The sequence below is a fragment of the Pseudomonas atagonensis genome (genome assembly GCF_011369485.1).
Lineage (GTDB): Bacteria > Pseudomonadota > Gammaproteobacteria > Pseudomonadales > Pseudomonadaceae > Aquipseudomonas > Aquipseudomonas atagonensis.
This window is the reverse complement of the sequence record NZ_VXCA01000035.1, coordinates 181,893-199,652: the sequence shown is the minus strand read 5'-3', so window position 1 is coordinate 199,652 and position 17,760 is coordinate 181,893. Positions and strand designations below refer to the sequence as shown.

General features: G+C 60.8%; 12 protein-coding genes. 9 read left to right on the top strand and 3 right to left on the bottom strand.

What is annotated here, in order from left to right; translation table 11 throughout:
* Window positions 1-70 precede the first annotated feature (70 nt).
* Window positions 71-4,870, top strand: coding sequence for an NEL-type E3 ubiquitin ligase domain-containing protein (locus F2P67_RS24075; RefSeq protein WP_166224647.1), 4,800 nt, complete (start codon window positions 71-73; stop codon window positions 4,868-4,870).
* A 6-nt stretch (window positions 4,871-4,876) separates the two neighbouring features.
* Here the strand turns inward: F2P67_RS24075 and mnmC are convergent, their stop codons facing one another.
* Window positions 4,877-6,859: a bifunctional tRNA (5-methylaminomethyl-2-thiouridine)(34)-methyltransferase MnmC2/FAD-dependent 5-carboxymethylaminomethyl-2-thiouridine(34) oxidoreductase MnmC1 gene (gene mnmC, locus F2P67_RS24070; RefSeq protein WP_166224644.1), complete on the bottom strand. Its 1,983-nt coding sequence runs from the start codon at window positions 6,857-6,859 to the stop codon at window positions 4,877-4,879.
* A gap of 365 nt (window positions 6,860-7,224) precedes the next feature.
* Here mnmC and pap point away from each other — a divergent pair, with 365 nt between their 5' ends.
* Complete coding sequence (gene pap / locus F2P67_RS24065) at window positions 7,225-8,739, top strand: polyphosphate:AMP phosphotransferase (protein WP_166224641.1); 1,515 nt, start codon at window positions 7,225-7,227, stop codon at window positions 8,737-8,739.
* A 103-nt stretch (window positions 8,740-8,842) separates the two neighbouring features.
* Window positions 8,843-10,027, top strand: a complete 1,185-nt coding sequence (locus F2P67_RS24060) for a thiolase family protein (RefSeq protein ID WP_166224638.1) — start codon at window positions 8,843-8,845, stop codon at window positions 10,025-10,027.
* Between the two features lie 130 nt (window positions 10,028-10,157).
* On the opposite strand, the gene F2P67_RS24055 is transcribed toward F2P67_RS24060, so the two are convergent.
* Window positions 10,158-10,352, bottom strand: a complete 195-nt coding sequence (locus F2P67_RS24055) for a DUF6316 family protein (RefSeq protein ID WP_166224635.1) — start codon at window positions 10,350-10,352, stop codon at window positions 10,158-10,160.
* A 212-nt stretch (window positions 10,353-10,564) separates the two neighbouring features.
* On the opposite strand from F2P67_RS24055, the gene F2P67_RS24050 reads away from it, so the two are divergent.
* On the top strand, window positions 10,565-11,524 hold the full coding sequence (locus F2P67_RS24050; RefSeq protein ID WP_166224632.1) for a DMT family transporter: 960 nt from the start codon (window positions 10,565-10,567) through the stop codon (window positions 11,522-11,524).
* A 123-nt stretch (window positions 11,525-11,647) separates the two neighbouring features.
* Here the strand turns inward: F2P67_RS24050 and F2P67_RS24045 are convergent, their stop codons facing one another.
* Window positions 11,648-13,042: a class II fumarate hydratase gene (locus F2P67_RS24045; RefSeq protein WP_166224629.1), complete on the bottom strand. Its 1,395-nt coding sequence runs from the start codon at window positions 13,040-13,042 to the stop codon at window positions 11,648-11,650.
* 193 nt (window positions 13,043-13,235) lie between these two features.
* Here F2P67_RS24045 and F2P67_RS24040 point away from each other — a divergent pair, with 193 nt between their 5' ends.
* The 5 genes from F2P67_RS24040 to F2P67_RS24020 all read left to right on the top strand — a co-directional run bounded on the left by F2P67_RS24040 (window position 13,236) and on the right by F2P67_RS24020 (window position 17,760).
* Window positions 13,236-13,754, top strand: a complete 519-nt coding sequence (locus F2P67_RS24040) for a DUF2059 domain-containing protein (protein ID WP_102354097.1) — start codon at window positions 13,236-13,238, stop codon at window positions 13,752-13,754.
* Between the two features lie 12 nt (window positions 13,755-13,766).
* Complete coding sequence (locus tag F2P67_RS24035; protein ID WP_166224626.1) at window positions 13,767-14,066, top strand: BolA family protein; 300 nt, start codon at window positions 13,767-13,769, stop codon at window positions 14,064-14,066.
* Window positions 14,067-14,370: 304 nt separating this feature from the next.
* Window positions 14,371-15,312, top strand: coding sequence for an oxygen-dependent tRNA uridine(34) hydroxylase TrhO (gene trhO / locus F2P67_RS24030; RefSeq protein ID WP_166224624.1), 942 nt, complete (start codon window positions 14,371-14,373; stop codon window positions 15,310-15,312).
* 35 nt (window positions 15,313-15,347) lie between these two features.
* On the top strand, window positions 15,348-15,950 hold the full coding sequence (locus F2P67_RS24025; protein WP_178120955.1) for a DsbA family protein: 603 nt from the start codon (window positions 15,348-15,350) through the stop codon (window positions 15,948-15,950).
* The gene (locus F2P67_RS24020) at window positions 15,943-17,760 is read left to right on the top strand and encodes an ATP-binding cassette domain-containing protein (protein WP_166224618.1); all 1,818 of its coding nucleotides are present in this window, start codon (window positions 15,943-15,945) and stop codon (window positions 17,758-17,760) included. The genes F2P67_RS24025 and F2P67_RS24020 overlap by 8 nt, the downstream gene beginning before the upstream one ends.

Sequence of the window (17,760 nt, the reverse complement as noted above, 5' to 3'; positions counted from 1 at the left end):
TTTTGATTATTGGCTGCCACGTTCTGCACGTTAGGGTGTGATCCACCTCAAGCAATAAGGAACGTTGCTCATGTCAGTACCCGTCACAGCGCTCAGTCAGGACGAGCGCAGACAAGCCTTGCTGGAAATTACCGGTGATCTGGACAAGGCCGATGTCCTTGACCAGCGGTTGCCGGCCTGGCTGTTGAAGGCCGATGCAAACTGGATCAAGGAAGTGCAGAGAGCGCATCGGCAGTTGCAACCCTACGATGCCCGCGTCAGGAAAATGCTGCAGACAATCGAAAGCCTCGAGACGTACTGTGCCCGGCTCCTGACCCAGATCCTCAAGGAGACTTTTTCCGTCGATCTGGATGTATTCCACGACACGCTATGGCTGGAGCGCACCGAGCACATCCTCGACCACTCGAAAGTGCCGGCACTGTGGATCGCCCGGCCACGCACCGAGAAGCTCGGTCTGTTGCAGGCGGCGTTGCGAAACTTCTCCAGCGAGCAGGCGCAGGGCAAGGATTTTGGTCCGGCCAGCAGCATTCGCCACGGCAATGACGGGGCGATCGTCAAGACTGTTTCGGCGGCAGATTTTGCGACCTGTTGCCGAAAGCTCGACCTCGGCCAGCGCTATCAGGATTACCTGGCAGACATCATCAACCTCAGCGTGCCGGTCAAGGACGAGTGGGTCAGCAACCCGGATGCCGACAACCTGCGCGGGCTGCGTTTACATGAACTGCGCATTGAGGCGCACCTGGCCTGGCTGAAAAACGATATCGGCCTGGATGCACACCGGATGCTGCTTGAACTGACCTCGATGGCGTCAACCGTCGGCCCCACAGATGTCGCCGATATCCTTTTTGAAGGCAAGCCGCTGGTGTGGGAGCAAATCGAATTGCTCGACACCTGCATTTGGGGCGCGTTGGTTCTCTCGGCCGGGCAGCCTGAGGGCAAGTGCCTGGTGTACATGCCCAACGATGCCCATCGGGTGCTTTACGAATATCCGTCACTGGCCGAGTTCAAAATCTACCTTGAGCTCAAGCTGCAGGTTCCGGCTTCTGCAAAGCTGTTCGAGCGTCATCTCGATGAGTCTTCCCGCGCGGCTTTTTTCAATCGCTTCGCCGCCACGCGCAAACTTGAGCGGATCAAAACGCTGCCGGTCGAGGCCGGAATCTTCCAGTTTTTCTTCAACAGCTTCATTGGCAAGCTGCAAATCGATGCGCGCACGCTGGCCGTACCCACCCGGGATTTCGATGCCGAGCAACAACGCAAAAGCGATGAAAAGGTTTTCGAAACCGCGCTGACCGTTGCCAACATTGCCGGTTTTTTTGTGCCGGTGATCGGCCAGCTAATGATGGGTGTGGGCATCGGGCAGTTGTTGGGCGAAGTGTATGAAGGGGGTCAGGACTGGCGCAGCGGGGAAAAAACCGAAGCGCTGGCGCACCTGTTTTCGGTCGTGGAAAACCTCGCGTCGATGGCGGTGTTTGCGCTGGGCGCCCGGGTTGTGCACGCCGTTGGCAACACCGAGTTGCCCGCCGGCGAATTCTTTGAAGGGTTCGAAACAGTGAAAAGTCCCGATGGTCGCTCAAGGCTGTGGAAGCCCAATCTGCGCGCTTACCGTTTACCCGCCGGGCACGCTGAGGGGGCAACGCAGGTCACGCCCGGCGAACACCGGGCCGACACGACTTACGTTCTCAACCATGACGACAGGCTCTACTCGGCGCGCTTTGACGAGGAAACCGAGCGCTGGCAAATCACCCATCCCGGCAGCGAGTCGCACTACCAGATCCCGGTTGAACACAATGGCCGGGCCTGGAAGCACATCCACGAACATCCCGGGCAGTGGAGTGATCCGGCCTATGCGGTGCGACGCATCGAACCGGGCCTGGCGACGCTGCGCGACGAGCAACTGGAGCAAATCTGTGCGCTGACACGGACATCCCTCTCTTCGCTGCAACAACTGGCAGAAGGTAATCGCCGATTGCCCATGCGCTTCGTGGACATGGCGCAGCGCTACGTGCTGGAGCAGAAAATTCGCGATCTGATCTGGCAGATGGAACAGGTGGATTTTGCCCGCGCCGACAATGCCGATCTGCTGCTGCACGCGTTGCCGGATTTGCCGGGCTGGCCGCAAAAGCGCTTTTTCAAAGTGTTTGATGACGAAGACGAATTGATCGCGCGCTACCCCGAGCCACCGCTGCTCGACGAGGGCAACCTGAGCGTGCACGTGACCCGGAAGCAGCTTCAGGCCGGAACGCTTTTACAAACTGTCGCCGACGGCATCTACGACAGCGAACTGACCCGGTTGCTGGGGGAATCCGCTGCCGGGCGCCAGGAGGATCAACTGCTGGCCCGACGCATCGCGGTGTTGCTCAAAGAAGACGCCAAACCCTTGTTCAAGCGTTTGTACACCGCTCACGATCAAGCCCTGCAGCCTCGACAAATCCTGTTGAAAGAACACTTCCCCGACGTGCCGACGCGCATGCTCGAAGAACTCAGTGCCGAGCTGAACAGCGTCGACCTCAGTCACCTCGACGATACGCGGCGGATGCCTTTGCGCCTGACTCAGCGCGTGCGGGAGGTGCACGCAGAAATTGCTGTGGATCGAGCCATCAGTGGCTTGCATCTGCCAGCACTCGCCGATGAGCGCACCCGCACACTGGCGCTTGGCCTGCTCGGTCGTCTACCTGAGTGGCCCGAGAGCCTGCAGCTTGAGGTACGTCTCAACAATCGTGACGGTGCCTTGGTCGACCAGGTTGGCAAGATCACAGCGACAGATCGGCGGATGGTTTTCCAAAGCGCAGACGGCTATCAGGCGCAGGGTCTGGATGATCAGGTTCGCCCGGTGGTCTTGCGCGGCCCGCACGGGTTCTATCAGGCGATCATTCAGGCATTGTCGAGTAGCGAACGCGAGGTGCTGGGGATTGCCGGCGAGGAGGTCGGGGACGCAGAGCGCCTGCAGCTGCGTCTGGCGGCAAGGTCTTCAAATCGTGCTGAGTGCGAGCGCATCCTGACACCGCACGCAACCGAGGCGCCCACTCAGGACCTGTCGTGCATGCTGGCCGATGCACCGGCAGAAGCTCCCGTCAGCCACCCGCGAGGATTGGTGCGCAAACTGAAAAAACTCTATCCGTGGTTCACCGATGTTGAGGTCAATCGTTGCCTGAGTGCTTTGGGCAGCAATCACTTTGAACGGGCCAAGGCGTTGAAACTGCGCGAGCGCAGTCTGCAGAGCCTGCGCGAGCAATTGAAACGCTGGAGAAATGACGAAACCCAGATGAAAAAACTGCCTGGCTGGCCCGGTCGTTACAAAGCGGCGCGTCTGCGCGTGGCCGAGCAGCTTGAGCTGTGCTGGCGTCAGCAGACATCGCTGCCGGGAGAGCTTGGTGTACCGGTGTCGGGTTTGCGCCTCGATGGCATGCGCGTGGGCAATCTGCCGGTGTTTTCGGCTGACGTCGATTTCAGCCACGTGCGTCGGCTGTCGCTGCAAAACATGCAACTGGGCGATGACGTGGCCTATTTCCTTAAGGCGTTCAAAGGGCTGGAAAAACTCGAACTGGATGCCAATCGCATCAGCCGTTTGCCTGAAGTGTTGTCCCACATGCCGGCGCTGCGCTATTTGAGCCTGCACAAAAATGCCTTGAACCTGACGGCGCAGACTGCACAGAAACTGGCGCACATGCGCACCCTGCATACTCTCGATCTGAGCGATAACCCGTTGCTCGACACGCCGGATGTGAGCAGGATGAACGCATTGCGCACTCTCAACTTGCGCAACACCCGTGCCAGCGATTTGCCGCAGGGCTTGCTGACGTTGCTGCAACTGGAAGAGGTCAACCTGCGCGAGAACGATATCCGCACCTTGCCGGGCGAGCTGTTCGATGCGCCGATTGCGCTGACTGAAACCATCAATCTGCGCCTCAATCCGCTGACCGCGCAGAGCCAGCTCGACCTCAACGTTTACCGCAGTCGCACCGGTGTCGGCATGGGTTTTCTGGAGGATGAAGTCGGCATGCTCAGCGACCAGCGCGCTCGCGAAGTGTGGCTGGCGGCGGACACGGTGGATGGCTACATGAAGCGCTCGATCACCTGGCAGGCGCTCAAGGATGACTGGCGTTCGGGGGATTTTTTCAAAGTGTTCTATCAGTTGGTGCACTCGCGCGACAATCGTCTGGTTCACGCCGAAATGACCCGGCGAGTGTGGGCGGTACTGGAAGCCGCCGAAGCCGATTTCGAACTGCGCGGTCTGCTGTTTTCATTGGCTGAAGGTGAACCGAATTGCGTGGACGCGGCGGCGTTCACCTTCAGCGAGATGGAGGTCACCGTGCTGATCGATCAGGCATTGCGCCAGTCGGGGCTGTCCGGGCCGGATGACAAACTGCTGATCGAGTTGGCCCGTGGCCTGTTTCGGCTGGATCGACTGGATGGGTTTGCCGACCGCTTCAGTGATCGACACAACGTGGTTGATCGCCTCGGTGTGCGCCTGGCTTTTCGCAAGGGCCTGGCCGACACACTGGCGTTACCGGGACAACCGAAGAACATCACCTATACGCAAGTCGGCGGCGTCACGGAGGACGATCTGAAGGACGCGTTGGCGGAGGTCACGACCAAAGAAATGTCGCAAGCGTTGAAGGGCTTTGTGGTGCGGCAGAATTTCTGGCGCAAGCACTTGAAGCGACACTTCGCGCAGGATTTCACGGCGGCGAGTGATCCGTTGGTGGCGCAACTGGATGCGCTGGTTACCGACTCGGCCACTTATCAACACGACGTGCAGACCTTGCAGACGCGCTACCGACAGGCCCGCGAGGACGTTTTCGAGCGCCTCACCCAAGAGGCGCTGGAGCGTCTGGACGTGCCTGCCAGCGGGCAATGCAGCGTGCGTTAGGCGCTTTTAGCGGGTTCCACGAATCAGGCTGCGCAAGGCGAACCGGTTCGGGTGGCAGGCTTCGGCCACGCTGCGTGGCAATGGCAAGGGTTCGTTGTCCAGCCACGCGGCAAGCAGTTCGCCGGACAGTGGCGCGGTGATCAGTCCGCGCGAACCGTGGCCGCTGTTGACGTACAAACCGTCGAGCCACGGGCAGGGGATGTCCGGCACTTGTCGGGCATCCTTGGCCAGCGCGGCATAGGCCAGATTGAAGGCTTCACGGTCGGCAAGCGGGCCGACGATTGGCAAGTAATCCGGACTGGTGCAACGAAACGCCGCACGCCCCTGAAGTTGCTCGGGGGGCACATCGCCGAGGTGCAGGCGCGCTAGCAGATCAGTGGAGATTTCTTCGAGCATCGCCAGGTTGCCCAGGTGTTCGGCGGTGGTCGGTGTCAGGTCATCGCTGTTGAAATCGAAACTGGCACCGAGAGTGTGTTCACCCAGTCGTGCGGGGGCCACGTAGCCTTCAGCGCAGACCACCGTGTTCAGCGTCTGGCTCTCTGCGGTTTCGGCGAGGCGGGTGATCTGCCCGCGAATGCGCTTGAGCGGCAGTTCGGCGCTTTGGGCGAAACGTTTGATCTCGGCAGCGCCGGCCAGCACCACGACCGCAGCGCTGGCGAGCAGGCGTTCACCGTCGAAGGCTTGCCACTGGTCATCGACCTTGCGCAGTTGCAGCACGTCGCGGTGGCTGAGCAACTCGATGTTCGGCTGCGTAGCTTGAGCCTGGCACAGTGCCGGCGGATGCACCCAGCCACCTTCAGGGTAGAACAGACCGCCATGGGCCACGCCGACACCGGCCTGTTTTTGCGCTTCGGGTTGATCGAGCCAGTGCAACAGATCGTCCGGGAATGCCGTCGCCAATTGCGCGTGACGCTCGGCTTCCTTGGCGTTGAAGGCCAGTTGCAGGACACCGCAACCGTCCCATTCGGTGCCGCGCTGCAGCGATTCCAGCAGGCGGCGGGTGTAACCGAAGCCGCTGATGATCAGTTGTGACAACGCCGTGCCATGGGCCGAGAGTTTCAGGTACAGCACGCCTTGCGGGTTGCCTGAAGCTTCTTGCGCCACCGCCGCGTGACGTTCCAGCAGGCTGACGTGCCAGCCGCGCGCTGCGAGGCTGGCCGCCGTGGCGCAACCGGCCAGACCAGCGCCGATGACCATCGCCCGGCGCTCGCCGGGTAGCGGGGCAGGGCGGGCAAACCAAGGTTTGTCTGGCGCGGGCGGGGCGACGTCTTGCGGCCAGCCGAGGAACTCGCCGCGCAGGATTTCCCACTTGTGACCGATGCCCGGCGTGCGCTTCATTTTGAATCCGGCGGCGTTGAGCAGGCGCCGCACCCAACCGGTGCTGGTGAAGGTGCTGATGGTCGAACCCGGCGCCGCCAGACGCGCCAGCTCGGCGAACAATTCGGCCGTCCACATCTCGGGGTTTTTCGCCGGGGCGAAACCGTCGAGAAACCACGCATCGATCTGCGCGTCGAGTTGCGGCAGTTGTTCCAGCGCGTCGCCGATCAGCAGCGTCAGGGTCACGCGGCCGTTGGCCAGGGTGATGCGCTGAAAACCCTGGTGGATCGCCACATAATGCTTGAGCAATTGATCGGCCAGCGGCTTGAGCTCCGGCCACAGCGCCAGCGCCCGTTGCAGGTCGGGAGGGCTCAGCGGGTATTTTTCGACGCTGACGAAATGCAGGCGAGCACCGGCCGCCGCGTGTTGCTCGAACAGCTGCCAGGCGCAGAGAAAATTCAGCCCGGTGCCGAAGCCGGTTTCGCCGATCACCAGGCGACCGTCCGCTGGCAGCGCCGCGAAGCGCTCGGCCAGACGATTCTGTTCGAGGAACACGTAACGGGTTTCATCGAGGCCCGACTGGTCGGAAAAATACACATCATCGAACACCCGCGAACGCGGACGTCCGTGGTCATCCCAGTCGAGTTGGGCGTGGGGCAATACAGGCTTCATGGCAGGCTCGGCAACGGCAAGGCCGCCATTCTAGCCGATCGCGCAGGGACTGCTTGATCCATGGCAAGCCTTGGATTTGCAAGCTCAGGGACAATCGATCATTCAAGACCTGAACCGATAACCCTGTGGCTAGGGGATTCAGTGAAACGTCGCACCGCCCCGTTCGGCTGCGCAGCAGCCCCAAAACCATTCAACCCGGATACTCCAGTCAAACCGTGTGTACCGGGTATACGACTGCTGCGCAGCCGAACGGGGATAAATCCCCTCGCCACAGGGTTCTCATGCATTCCTCAGAGAGCGGGAATTTCTGTGCTGCACGTGTGCCCAATCCGCTAGTCTTGCTGAACCCTGGAAGGAGCCGTCCCATGTTTGAATCCGCTGAAATCGGTCACGCCATCGACAAAGACACCTACGAGGCCGCCGTTCCCGCGTTGCGTGAAGCGTTGCTGGAAGCGCAGTTCGAGTTGCAGCAGCAGAAGCGTTTCCCGGTGATCATTTTGATCAACGGCATTGAGGGCGCGGGCAAGGGCGAGACGGTCAAGTTGCTCAACGAGTGGATGGATCCGCGCCTGATCGAGGTGCGCACCTTCGATCAGCAGACCGATGAAGAGCTGGCGCGGCCACCGGCGTGGCGTTACTGGCGGATGTTGCCGGCCTCGGGAAGGATGGGGATTTTCTTCGGCAACTGGTACAGCCAGATGCTGCAGGGCCGGGTGCATGGCTTGTTCAAGGATCCGCGTCTGGATCAGGCGATTGCCGGCGCCGAGCGTCTGGAAAAGATGCTTTGCGATGAAGGCGCACTGATCTTCAAATTCTGGTTTCACCTGTCCAAGAAACAAATGAAGGCGCGGCTCAAAGCTCTCGCCGACGACCCGTTGCACAGCTGGCGCATCAGCCCGCTGGACTGGCAGCAATCGCAAACCTACGACAAATTCGTCAAGTACGGCGAGCGCGTACTGCGCCGCACCAGCCGCGACTACGCGCCTTGGCATGTGATCGAAGGCGCGGACGCGCATTACCGCAGTCTGGCGGTCGGCAAGATTCTGCTGGAGGGTTTGCAGAACGCCCTGAAGCGTCTGGAACTGCATCCTCACGATGTCAGTGCGGCGCCATTGGGCACCGCGGTCGATCAGTTGAACCTGCTCGACAGCCTCGACCTCACTCAGCGTCTGGACAAGAAAGACTACGAAGAACAATTGATCACCGAACAAGCCCGGTTGTCCGGGCTGATGCGCGATAAACGCATGCGCCGCCATGCGCTGGTCGCGGTGTTCGAGGGGAACGACGCGGCGGGCAAGGGCGGGGCGATTCGTCGAGTGGCGGCGGCGCTCGATCCACGTCAGTACAGCATCGTGCCGATTGCCGCTCCGACCGAAGAGGAGCGCGCGCAACCCTATTTGTGGCGGTTCTGGCGGCACATTCCGGCGCGGGGCAAATTCACCGTGTTCGACCGCTCGTGGTACGGCCGGGTGCTGGTGGAACGGGTCGAAGGTTTTTGCAGCACTGCTGACTGGATGCGCGCCTACGGTGAGATCAACGACTTCGAAGAGCAACTCGCCGATGCCGGGGTGATCGTGGTCAAGTTCTGGCTGGCGATCGACAAGGACACGCAAATGGAACGTTTCCAGGAGCGTGAAGAGATTCCGTTCAAACGTTTCAAGATCACCGAGGACGACTGGCGTAACCGCGACAAGTGGGACGATTACCGCGCCGCCGTCGGCGACATGGTCGACCGTACCAGTACCGAGATTGCCCCGTGGACCCTGGTCGAAGCCAACGACAAGCGCTGGGCGCGGGTCAAGGTGTTGCGCACGATCAACCGGGCGTTGGAAGAGGCGTTCGAAAAGTCCGACAAAAAGGCCAAAAAGCACAAGGACTGAGGCGATGAACACGCATACGCGGGGTGAATGATTGTCGCGGTCGGTAATCGAGTGGACTTATGCTCAAGTCCACTCTCAACCGACAACAACAATGAGGTATGCCATGCGTGAAGTGGTGATCGTCGACAGCGTACGGACTGGCCTGGCCAAATCCTTTCGCGGCAAGTTCAACCAGACCCGCCCTGACGACATGGCGGCGCACTGCGTCAACGCGCTGCTGTCGCGCAATGACATCGACCCGGCCAGCGTCGAGGATTGCATCGTCGGCGCCGGTTCCAACGAAGGCGCGCAGGGCTACAACATCGGTCGCAACGTCGCAGTACTCTCGCAACTGGGTACGGGCGTGGCGGGCATGACCCTCAACCGTTTCTGTTCGTCGGGTTTGCAGGCCATTGCGATTGCCGCCAACCAGATTGCTTCGGGTTGCAGCGACATCATCGTTGCCGGTGGCGTCGAGTCGATCAGCCTGACCCTGAAAAGCGTCAACACCGATCACCTGATCAACCCGCTGCTCAAGCAGCAGGCGCCGGGCATCTATTACACGATGGGGCAGACCGCCGAAGTGGTCGCGCGCCGTTATGGTGTCAGCCGCGAGGCGCAGGATCGCTATTCACTGCAAAGCCAGATCCGCACCGCACAAGCGCAGGCCGCCGGGCTGTTCAACGATGAAATCGTGCCGATGGCGGTGAAGTACCGCGTCGAGGACAAGAACAGCGATGAAGTGCAGGTTCTCGACGGCATTGTTGACCGCGATGACTGCAACCGACCGGACACCACCTACGAAAGCCTCGCCGGGCTGAAACCGGTGTTTGCCGAGGACGGCTCGGTGACGGCGGGCAATTCGTCGCAATTGTCCGATGGCGCCTCGATGACACTGGTGATGAGCCTGGAGAAAGCGCTGCAACTGGGTCTCAAGCCGAAAGCGTTTTTCCGTGGTTTCACCGTCGCCGGTTGCGAGCCGGATGAAATGGGCATCGGCCCGGTGTTCTCGGTGCCGAAACTGCTCAAGGCCAAGGGCTTGCAGGTGGCGGATATCGATTTGTGGGAGCTGAACGAAGCGTTCGCGTCGCAGTGCCTGTATAGCCGTGATCGGCTGGAGATCGACAACGAGAAATACAACGTCAATGGCGGCTCGATTTCCATCGGCCACCCGTTTGGCATGACCGGCTCGCGCCAGGTCGGGCATCTGGTGCGGGAGTTGCAGCGGCGCAATCTGCGTTACGGCATCGTGACCATGTGTGTGGGCGGGGGGATGGGCGCGACCGGGTTGTTTGAGGCGGTGCGTTAAGCCTGCGGAAATTGGGTTGCCGTTTCAGGCCTCTTCGCGAGCAAGCCCGCTCCCACAGTTGACCGCGATTCCATGTGAGGAAAGCGATCGGATGTGGGAGCGGGCTTGCTCGCGAAGGCAGCGCCGAGGTCTAACGACTGGAATCCAGCCTTTGCATCCGCGCAATATAAGCCTGAATTTCCTTCTCAATCTGCTCGGCATTCTCAAACGGCCCTTCGAGGGTGTTCTCCCGCGTGCTGAAAAACAGTTCGCCATTGACCCGGCATATCCGGTCACTGCGAAAGTGCGTGGCGGGGGCGCTGTCGTGGGCGCGCATTCCTAACATGATCGGTCTCCTTGGCTGATGCGCTGAAAGGGATCCAAAGAGCTTATGCCTGAAGCACTTGAGTTGCCCGCTCAGCCGATCAACGGCCGAAGCGTCAATTTAATGCTGCGACCTACACAGTTTCATTCGCGTCCTGGCCCCAACTGTCCCTGTGTCGCGTCCGGCGGCGGGCCTAGAATGAGCGTTCCGGTCAGCAGGCATTTGGGGTTCGCATGCACATTTCATCGGGTCGCTGGGTGTACGGACTGTTCCTCGCCTTGTTGACCGCGTTTCTGTGGGGAATCCTGCCGATCAAACTCAAACAGGTGTTGCTGGTGATGGACCCGGTCACGGTGACCTGGTTTCGTCTGCTGGTGTCCGGCGGTTGCCTGTTCATTTACCTGGCCTCGGTCAGACGCCTGCCGAGCCGCAAAGTGCTCGGGCCAAAGGGCGGCTGGCTGGTGTTGATGGCGGTGCTCGGGCTCGTCGGCAACTACGTGCTGTACCTGATGGGCCTCAATCTGCTCAGCCCCGGCACCGCGCAACTGGTGGTACAGATGGGGCCGATCATGTTGCTGATCGCCAGTCTGTTTGTGTTCAAGGAGCGCTTCAGCATCGGTCAGGGCATTGGTCTTGCCGTGTTGCTGATCGGTTTTGTGCTGTTCTTCAATCAGCGTCTGGCCGAATTGCTGACCTCGCTGTCGGATTACACCGCCGGTGTGTTGCTGGTGTTGTTGGCATCTACGGTGTGGACGTTCTATGCGCTGGGCCAGAAGCAATTGCTGACGGTGTGGAATTCGCTGCAGGTGATGATGGTGATCTACCTGTTTTGCGCGCTGTTGCTGACGCCGTGGGTGCACCCGCTCGAAGCACTTGAGTTGAGCTCGTTGCAGGGCTGGCTGTTGTTGGCCTGCTGCATGAATACCCTGATCGCCTACGGCGCGTTTGCCGAAGCACTGGCGCACTGGGAAGCCTCGCGGGTCAGCGCGACGCTGGCGATCACGCCGCTGGTGACGTTCGGGGCGGTGGCGGTGGCGGCCGGGATCTGGCCTGAATATGTGCATGCCGAGCAGATCAATGCGCTGGGTTATGGCGGCGCGGTGCTGGTGGTGCTGGGTTCGGCGCTGGTGGCGTTGGGGCCTTCGCTGATTGCCGGGCTGAAGGCCCGGCGGATGAAGATGGCCGCCAGTTAAACCGAGTCAACCTCATTCGCGAGCAAGCTCGCTCCCACATTCAACCGCACTCTTCACAAGGGAATGCGGTCAACTGTGGGAGCGGGCTTGCTCGCGAAGACGTATTTTCAAACGCTACAAAAACTAGCCTTTGGCCCCGGCCTCGATCATGTTCTCCGGCCGCACCCAGGCATCAAACTCTTCATCGGTCAGATAGCCCAGTTCCAGCGCTGCCTCACGTAAGGTCAGGCCTTCGCTGTAAGCCTTCTTGGCGATTTCCGCCGACTTGTCATAACCGATGTGCGGGTTCAGTGCCGTCACCAGCATCAAGCCACGTTCCAGATGCTTCGCCATGACTTCGGCGTCCGGCTCAAGCCCGGTGATGCAGTGCTGCTGGAAGTTGCTGCAGCCGTCGCCGAGCAGGCGGATCGATTGCAGCAGGTTGTGGATGATCACCGGTTTGAACACGTTCAACTGCAAGTGCCCCTGACTGGCGGCGATGCCGACGGTCACGTCATTGCCGAGCACTTGGCAGGCGAGCATCGACAGCGCTTCGCACTGGGTCGGGTTGACCTTGCCGGGCATGATCGAGCTGCCCGGCTCGTTCGCCGGCAATTTCACTTCGGCAAAACCTGCGCGCGGGCCAGAGCCGAGCAGACGCAGGTCGTTGGCGATTTTCATCAGCGCCACGGCGAGGGTTTTCAGGGCGCCGGAGAGGCTGGTCAGCGGTTCGTGGCCGGCGAGGGCGGCGAACTTGTTCGGCGCGGTGACGAAGGGCAGGCCGGACAACGCCGCGAGTTCAGCGGCAATCGCCTCGCCAAAACCGTGCGGCGAGTTCAGTCCGGTACCGACGGCGGTGCCGCCCTGCGCCAGTTCACACACTGCCGGCAATGCAGCGCGGATCGCCCGTTCGGCGTAATCCAGTTGCGCTATGAACCCGGACAATTCCTGACCGAAGGTAATCGGCGTGGCGTCCATCATGTGCGTGCGGCCGGTTTTCACCAGTTTCATGTGGCGCGCAGCCAGCTCAGCGAGCCCGCCGGACAGCTCGGCAATCGCCGGCAGCAGCTGCTCTTGAACGGCTTTGGCGGTGGCGATGCTCATGGCGGTCGGGAAGCAGTCGTTGGAGCTTTGCGAACGGTTGACGTGATCGTTCGGGTGCACCGGGATTTTGCCGCCGCGCGGATTCCCGGCCAGTTCGTTGGCGCGACCGGCAATCACTTCGTTGACGTTCATGTTGCTCTGAGTGCCGCTGCCGGTCTGCCAGACCACCAGCGGGAACTGGTCGTCGTGCTGGCCGTCGAGCACTTCGTCGGCGGCTTGTTCGATCAGGCGGGCGATGTCGGCGGGCAGGTCGCCGTTGCGGTCGTTGACCCGGGCGGCGGCTTTCTTGATCAGGGCCAGGGCGTGCAGGACCGGTAGCGGCATGTGTTCCTGGCCGATGGCGAAGTTGATCAGCGAGCGTTGCGTCTGAGCACCCCAGTAGGCGTCGTCCGGGACTTCGATCTGGCCCAGGCTGTCGGTTTCGATACGGCTCATCGTGCACACTCCTGTTGGTCTGTTTGCGCAGTTTAGGCCGGTGTCGGCCCCGGTGGTTCCCTCGATCCGATTGTTGACCGGCAAATCCCCGTCAATCAAGCGCGGCAAGGCCCGGGGGTTGAGCCGCAGCGATTTTTAGGCGCAGAATGGTCGCCCTTGGGGTTTTACCTCGCTTTGCTTAAAAGGAAACTCGATGACTCGTCTTCGTGCCATCTGCACCGCGGTTGCACTGGTTTGCGCCAGCGGCCAGGTGCTTGCCGATACCGCCAGCCACAACGCCAGTGCCGAAGCTTTCCTGACCCTGGCGCACGCTGACAAACTGGGCACCCCGGTTTACATGCAAGTGCAGCAAATGTTCGCTCAACGCTTTGAGCAGACCAAAGCCCCGGAAGCCAAGAAAGCCGTCCTGGAAACCTACCAGGCCAAGGCCAACGCCGCACTGGATCAGGCCATTGGCTGGAACAAGCTGAAGCCGGACATGGTCAAGCTCTACACCAGCAACTTCAGCGAATCCGAACTCAAAGACCTGGTCGCGTTCTACCAGTCGCCACTGGGCAAGAAAGTCCTGGAAAAAATGCCGCAGCTGACCCAGCAATCGGCCCAGATGACCCAGGCCAAACTGGAAAGCGCGGTGCCTGTGGTCAACAAGCTGCTGGACGACATGACCAACGAGCTGGCACCGAAAGGCGCTGCTCCGGCCAAGAAGAAGTAAGCGGAGTTCGTGATGACCATGCAACAACGCATCGAATCGACGCTGGCTCTGCTTCAGCCTGAGCATCTGCAAGTGCTGGACGAAAGCCACATGCACAGTCGCGGGTTACAGACGCACTACAAGGCTGTGGTGGTCAGCGCGCAGTTCGAGGGGCTGAACCGGGTCAAGCGCCACCAGAAAGTCTACGGCACGCTCGGCGAGCTGATGGGCGAGTTTCATGCGTTGGCGCTGCACACCTACACCCCGCAGGAATGGGCAGAGATCGGCGCCGCCCCGGCGTCGCCGACCTGTGCCGGCGGCAGCAAGCACTGACCTGGACTGGCTTTGTGATGAACGGGCTTTTGTGGCGAGGGGATTTATCCACGTTGGGCCGCGAAACGGCCCCAGACTCTGAGAATGCATTCTTTCAGAGAGACCGGGCTCTGTGGGTTCAGGGCTGCGACGCAACCCAACGGGGATAAATCCCCTCGCCACAGGGTTTGTGTTGCCACAGAAACCTCAGTACATCCAAAACACATCGTGTTTTTGCTAGAATCCGCAACGCGCCGCTCACCCGGCGCGTTTTTTTTTGAATCCGGTTCACCCTTTGCGAGGGTAGCCACCTGGAGAAATACCCATGACACAACCGATTGTCGTGGCGGCACTGTATAAGTTCGTCACCCTCGAAGATTACGTCAACCTGCGCGAGCCTCTGCTGCAAGCGATGGTCGACAACGCTATCAAAGGTACCTTGCTGATCGCCGAAGAAGGCATCAACGGCACGGTTTCCGGCAGCCGCGAAGGCATCGACGGCCTGCTCGCCTGGCTGAAAAACGATCCGCGCATGGTCGACATCGACCACAAGGAATCGTACTGCGACGAGCAGCCGTTCTACCGCACCAAGGTCAAACTGAAGAAAGAGATCGTTACCCTCGGTGTCGAAGGCGTCGACCCGAACAAGAAGGTCGGCACCTACGTTGATCCGCAAGACTGGAACGCGTTGATCAGCGACCCGGAAGTGCTGTTGATCGACACGCGCAACGATTACGAAGTGTCGATCGGCACCTTCGAAGGCGCCATTGATCCGAAAACCACCAGTTTTCGCGAATTCCCCGACTACATCAAAGAACACTTCAATCCGGCCGTGCACAAGAAGGTCGCGATGTTCTGCACCGGTGGCATTCGTTGCGAAAAAGCGTCGAGCTACATGCTCGGCGAAGGCTACGAAGAGGTTTACCACCTCAAGGGCGGCATCCTGAAGTACCTTGAAGAGGTACCGCAGGAAGAGACCAAGTGGCAGGGCGACTGCTTCGTCTTCGACAACCGCGTGACCGTGCGCCACGACCTCAGCGAAGGCGACTACGATCAATGTCATGCCTGCCGCACACCGGTCAGTGTTGAAGATCGTGCCTCCGAACATTACGTCGCCGGCATCAGTTGCCCGCACTGCTGGGACACACTGAGCGAGAAGACCCGCCGCAGCGCCATCGATCGGCAGAAACAGATCGAACTGGCAAAGGCGCGCAACATGCCGCACCCGATCGGCTACAACTATAAACAAGCATCCACCGAGGCTTAACCATGTCTGCGCGCCTGCTCTATGTTATGGATCCGATGTGTTCCTGGTGCTGGGGGTTCGCTCCGGTGGCCAAGGCACTGGTCGAGCAGGCGCAGGCAGCCGGAGTCGAGCTGCACCTGGTGGTCGGCGGCTTGCGTACCGGTAACGGTGCGGCGTTGGAGCCGACTACCCGGCGCTACATTCTTGAACACTGGCAAGCGGTGACCGAGGCCACCGGCCAGCCGTTCAAGTTTGACGGTGCGTTGCCCGATGGTTTCGTCTACGACACCGAGCCAGCCTGCCGGGCGATTGTCACCGCGCGCAGCCTCGCGCCGGATTGCGCGTGGAAACTGGTCGGGTTGATCCAGCACGCGTTCTACGCTGAAGGTCGCGATGTCACCCAGGCCAGTGTGCTGGTGGAGCTGGCCGAGCAGGCCGGTGTGCCGCGCATCGAATTCGCCGCGTTGTTCGACCGCGCCGATCAGCACGAAGCCACTTTGGCCGATTTCAATTGGGTACAGGATCTGGGCATCGCCGGTTTCCCGACCTTGCTCGCCGAGCGCAACGGCCAACTGGCGTTGCTGACCAACGGCTACCAGCCGCTCAGTGAACTGTCACCGTTGCTCGGTCGATGGCTGGAGCGCGCAGCCTGTGCCTGACCTGGCCGATGACACGCCAGCCGTAAAGCGTGTCGACCGGCTGAGCTGGGCAGAAGTCCGGCGACTGGCACTTCATCACAAAAAATCCCTGTGGATCGCCAACGGTGTGGCCGTGCTGGCGACGCTGTGCAGTGTGCCGATTCCGCTGCTACTGCCGTTGTTGGTCGACGAAGTGTTGCTCGGCCACGGCGATGCAGCGCTGAAAGTCATGAACCATGTCCTGCCGGGCATGTGGCAGCAGGCGGCGGGCTACATTGGCCTGATGCTGGTGGTGACCCTGACGTTGCGTTGCAGTGCTCTGTGCTTTGGCGTGTTGCAGGCTCGCTTGTTTGCACGGCTGGCCAAGGACATCGTCTACCGGATTCGAGTGCGCCTGATCGAACGGCTGAAACGGATTTCCCTGGGCGAATACGAAAGCCTGGGCAGCGGCACAGTGACCACGCATCTGGTGACCGACCTCGATACTCTCGACAAATTTGTCGGCGAAACCCTCAGCCGTTTTCTGGTGGCGATGCTGACGTTGGTCGGCACCGCGAGCATCCTGATGTGGATGCACTGGAAACTGGCGCTGCTGATTCTGTTGTTCAACCCGTTGGTGATCTACGCCACGGTGCAGTTGGGCAAGCGGGTCAAGCACCTGAAGAAACTCGAGAACGACAGCACTTCGCGCTTCACGCAGGCCTTGAGTGAAACCCTCGATGCGATCCAGGAAGTGCGCGCCGGCAACCGTCAGGGTTACTTCCTTGGACGCCTCGGCTTGCGCGCGCAGGAAGTGCGCAACTACGCAGTCAATTCGCAATGGAAAACCGACGCGTCGAATCGCGCCAGTGGCCTGCTGTTCCAGTTCGGCATCGACATCTTTCGTGCGGCGGCGATGCTCACGGTGTTGTTCTCCGACCTGTCGATCGGCCAGATGCTCGCGGTGTTCAGTTACCTGTGGTTCATGATCGGCCCGGTGGAGCAGTTGTTGAATCTGCAGTACGCCTACTACGCCGCAGGCGGGGCGCTGACGCGGATCAATGAGCTGCTGGCGCGTGCCGATGAGCCGCAGTACCCAGGCGGAGTCGATCCGTTCAAGGGCCGCGAAACCGTGGGCATCGAAGTGCAAGGTTTGAGCTTCGGCTACGGCGATGAACTGGTGCTCGATCAAATGGATCTGTCCATTGCGCCAGGTGAAAAAGTCGCCATCGTCGGCGCCAGCGGCGGCGGCAAAAGTACCTTGGTGCAACTGCTGCTGGGGCTGTACACGCCGCTGGCGGGCACCATCCGTTTCGGTGGTTCGACCCAAGAGGAAATCGGTCTGGAGACCGTGCGCGAGAACGTCGCCGTGGTGCTGCAGCATCCGGCGCTGTTCAACGATACGGTGCGCGCCAACCTGACCATGGGCCGCACCCGCAGCGACGAAGCCTGCTGGCAGGCACTGGAAATCGCTCAGCTGGAACCCGCCATTCGCGCGCTGCCGGATGGCCTCGACAGCATTGTCGGACGCTCCGGCGTGCGCTTGTCCGGTGGTCAGCGTCAGCGTCTGGCGATCGCACGGATGATCCTTGCCGAACCGAAAGTGGTGATCCTCGACGAAGCCACCTCGGCCCTCGACGCCGCCACCGAATACAACCTGCACCAGGCCATGGCGCGGTTCCTCCATGGCCGTACCACGTTGATCATTGCCCACCGCTTGTCAGCGGTGAAGCAGGCCGATCGCGTACTGGTGTTCGACGGCGGGCAAGTGGCCGAGGATGGTGACCATCAGCAACTGATTGCCGATGGCGGGTTGTACGCAAAGCTCTACGGGCATTTGCAGCGCATGTAG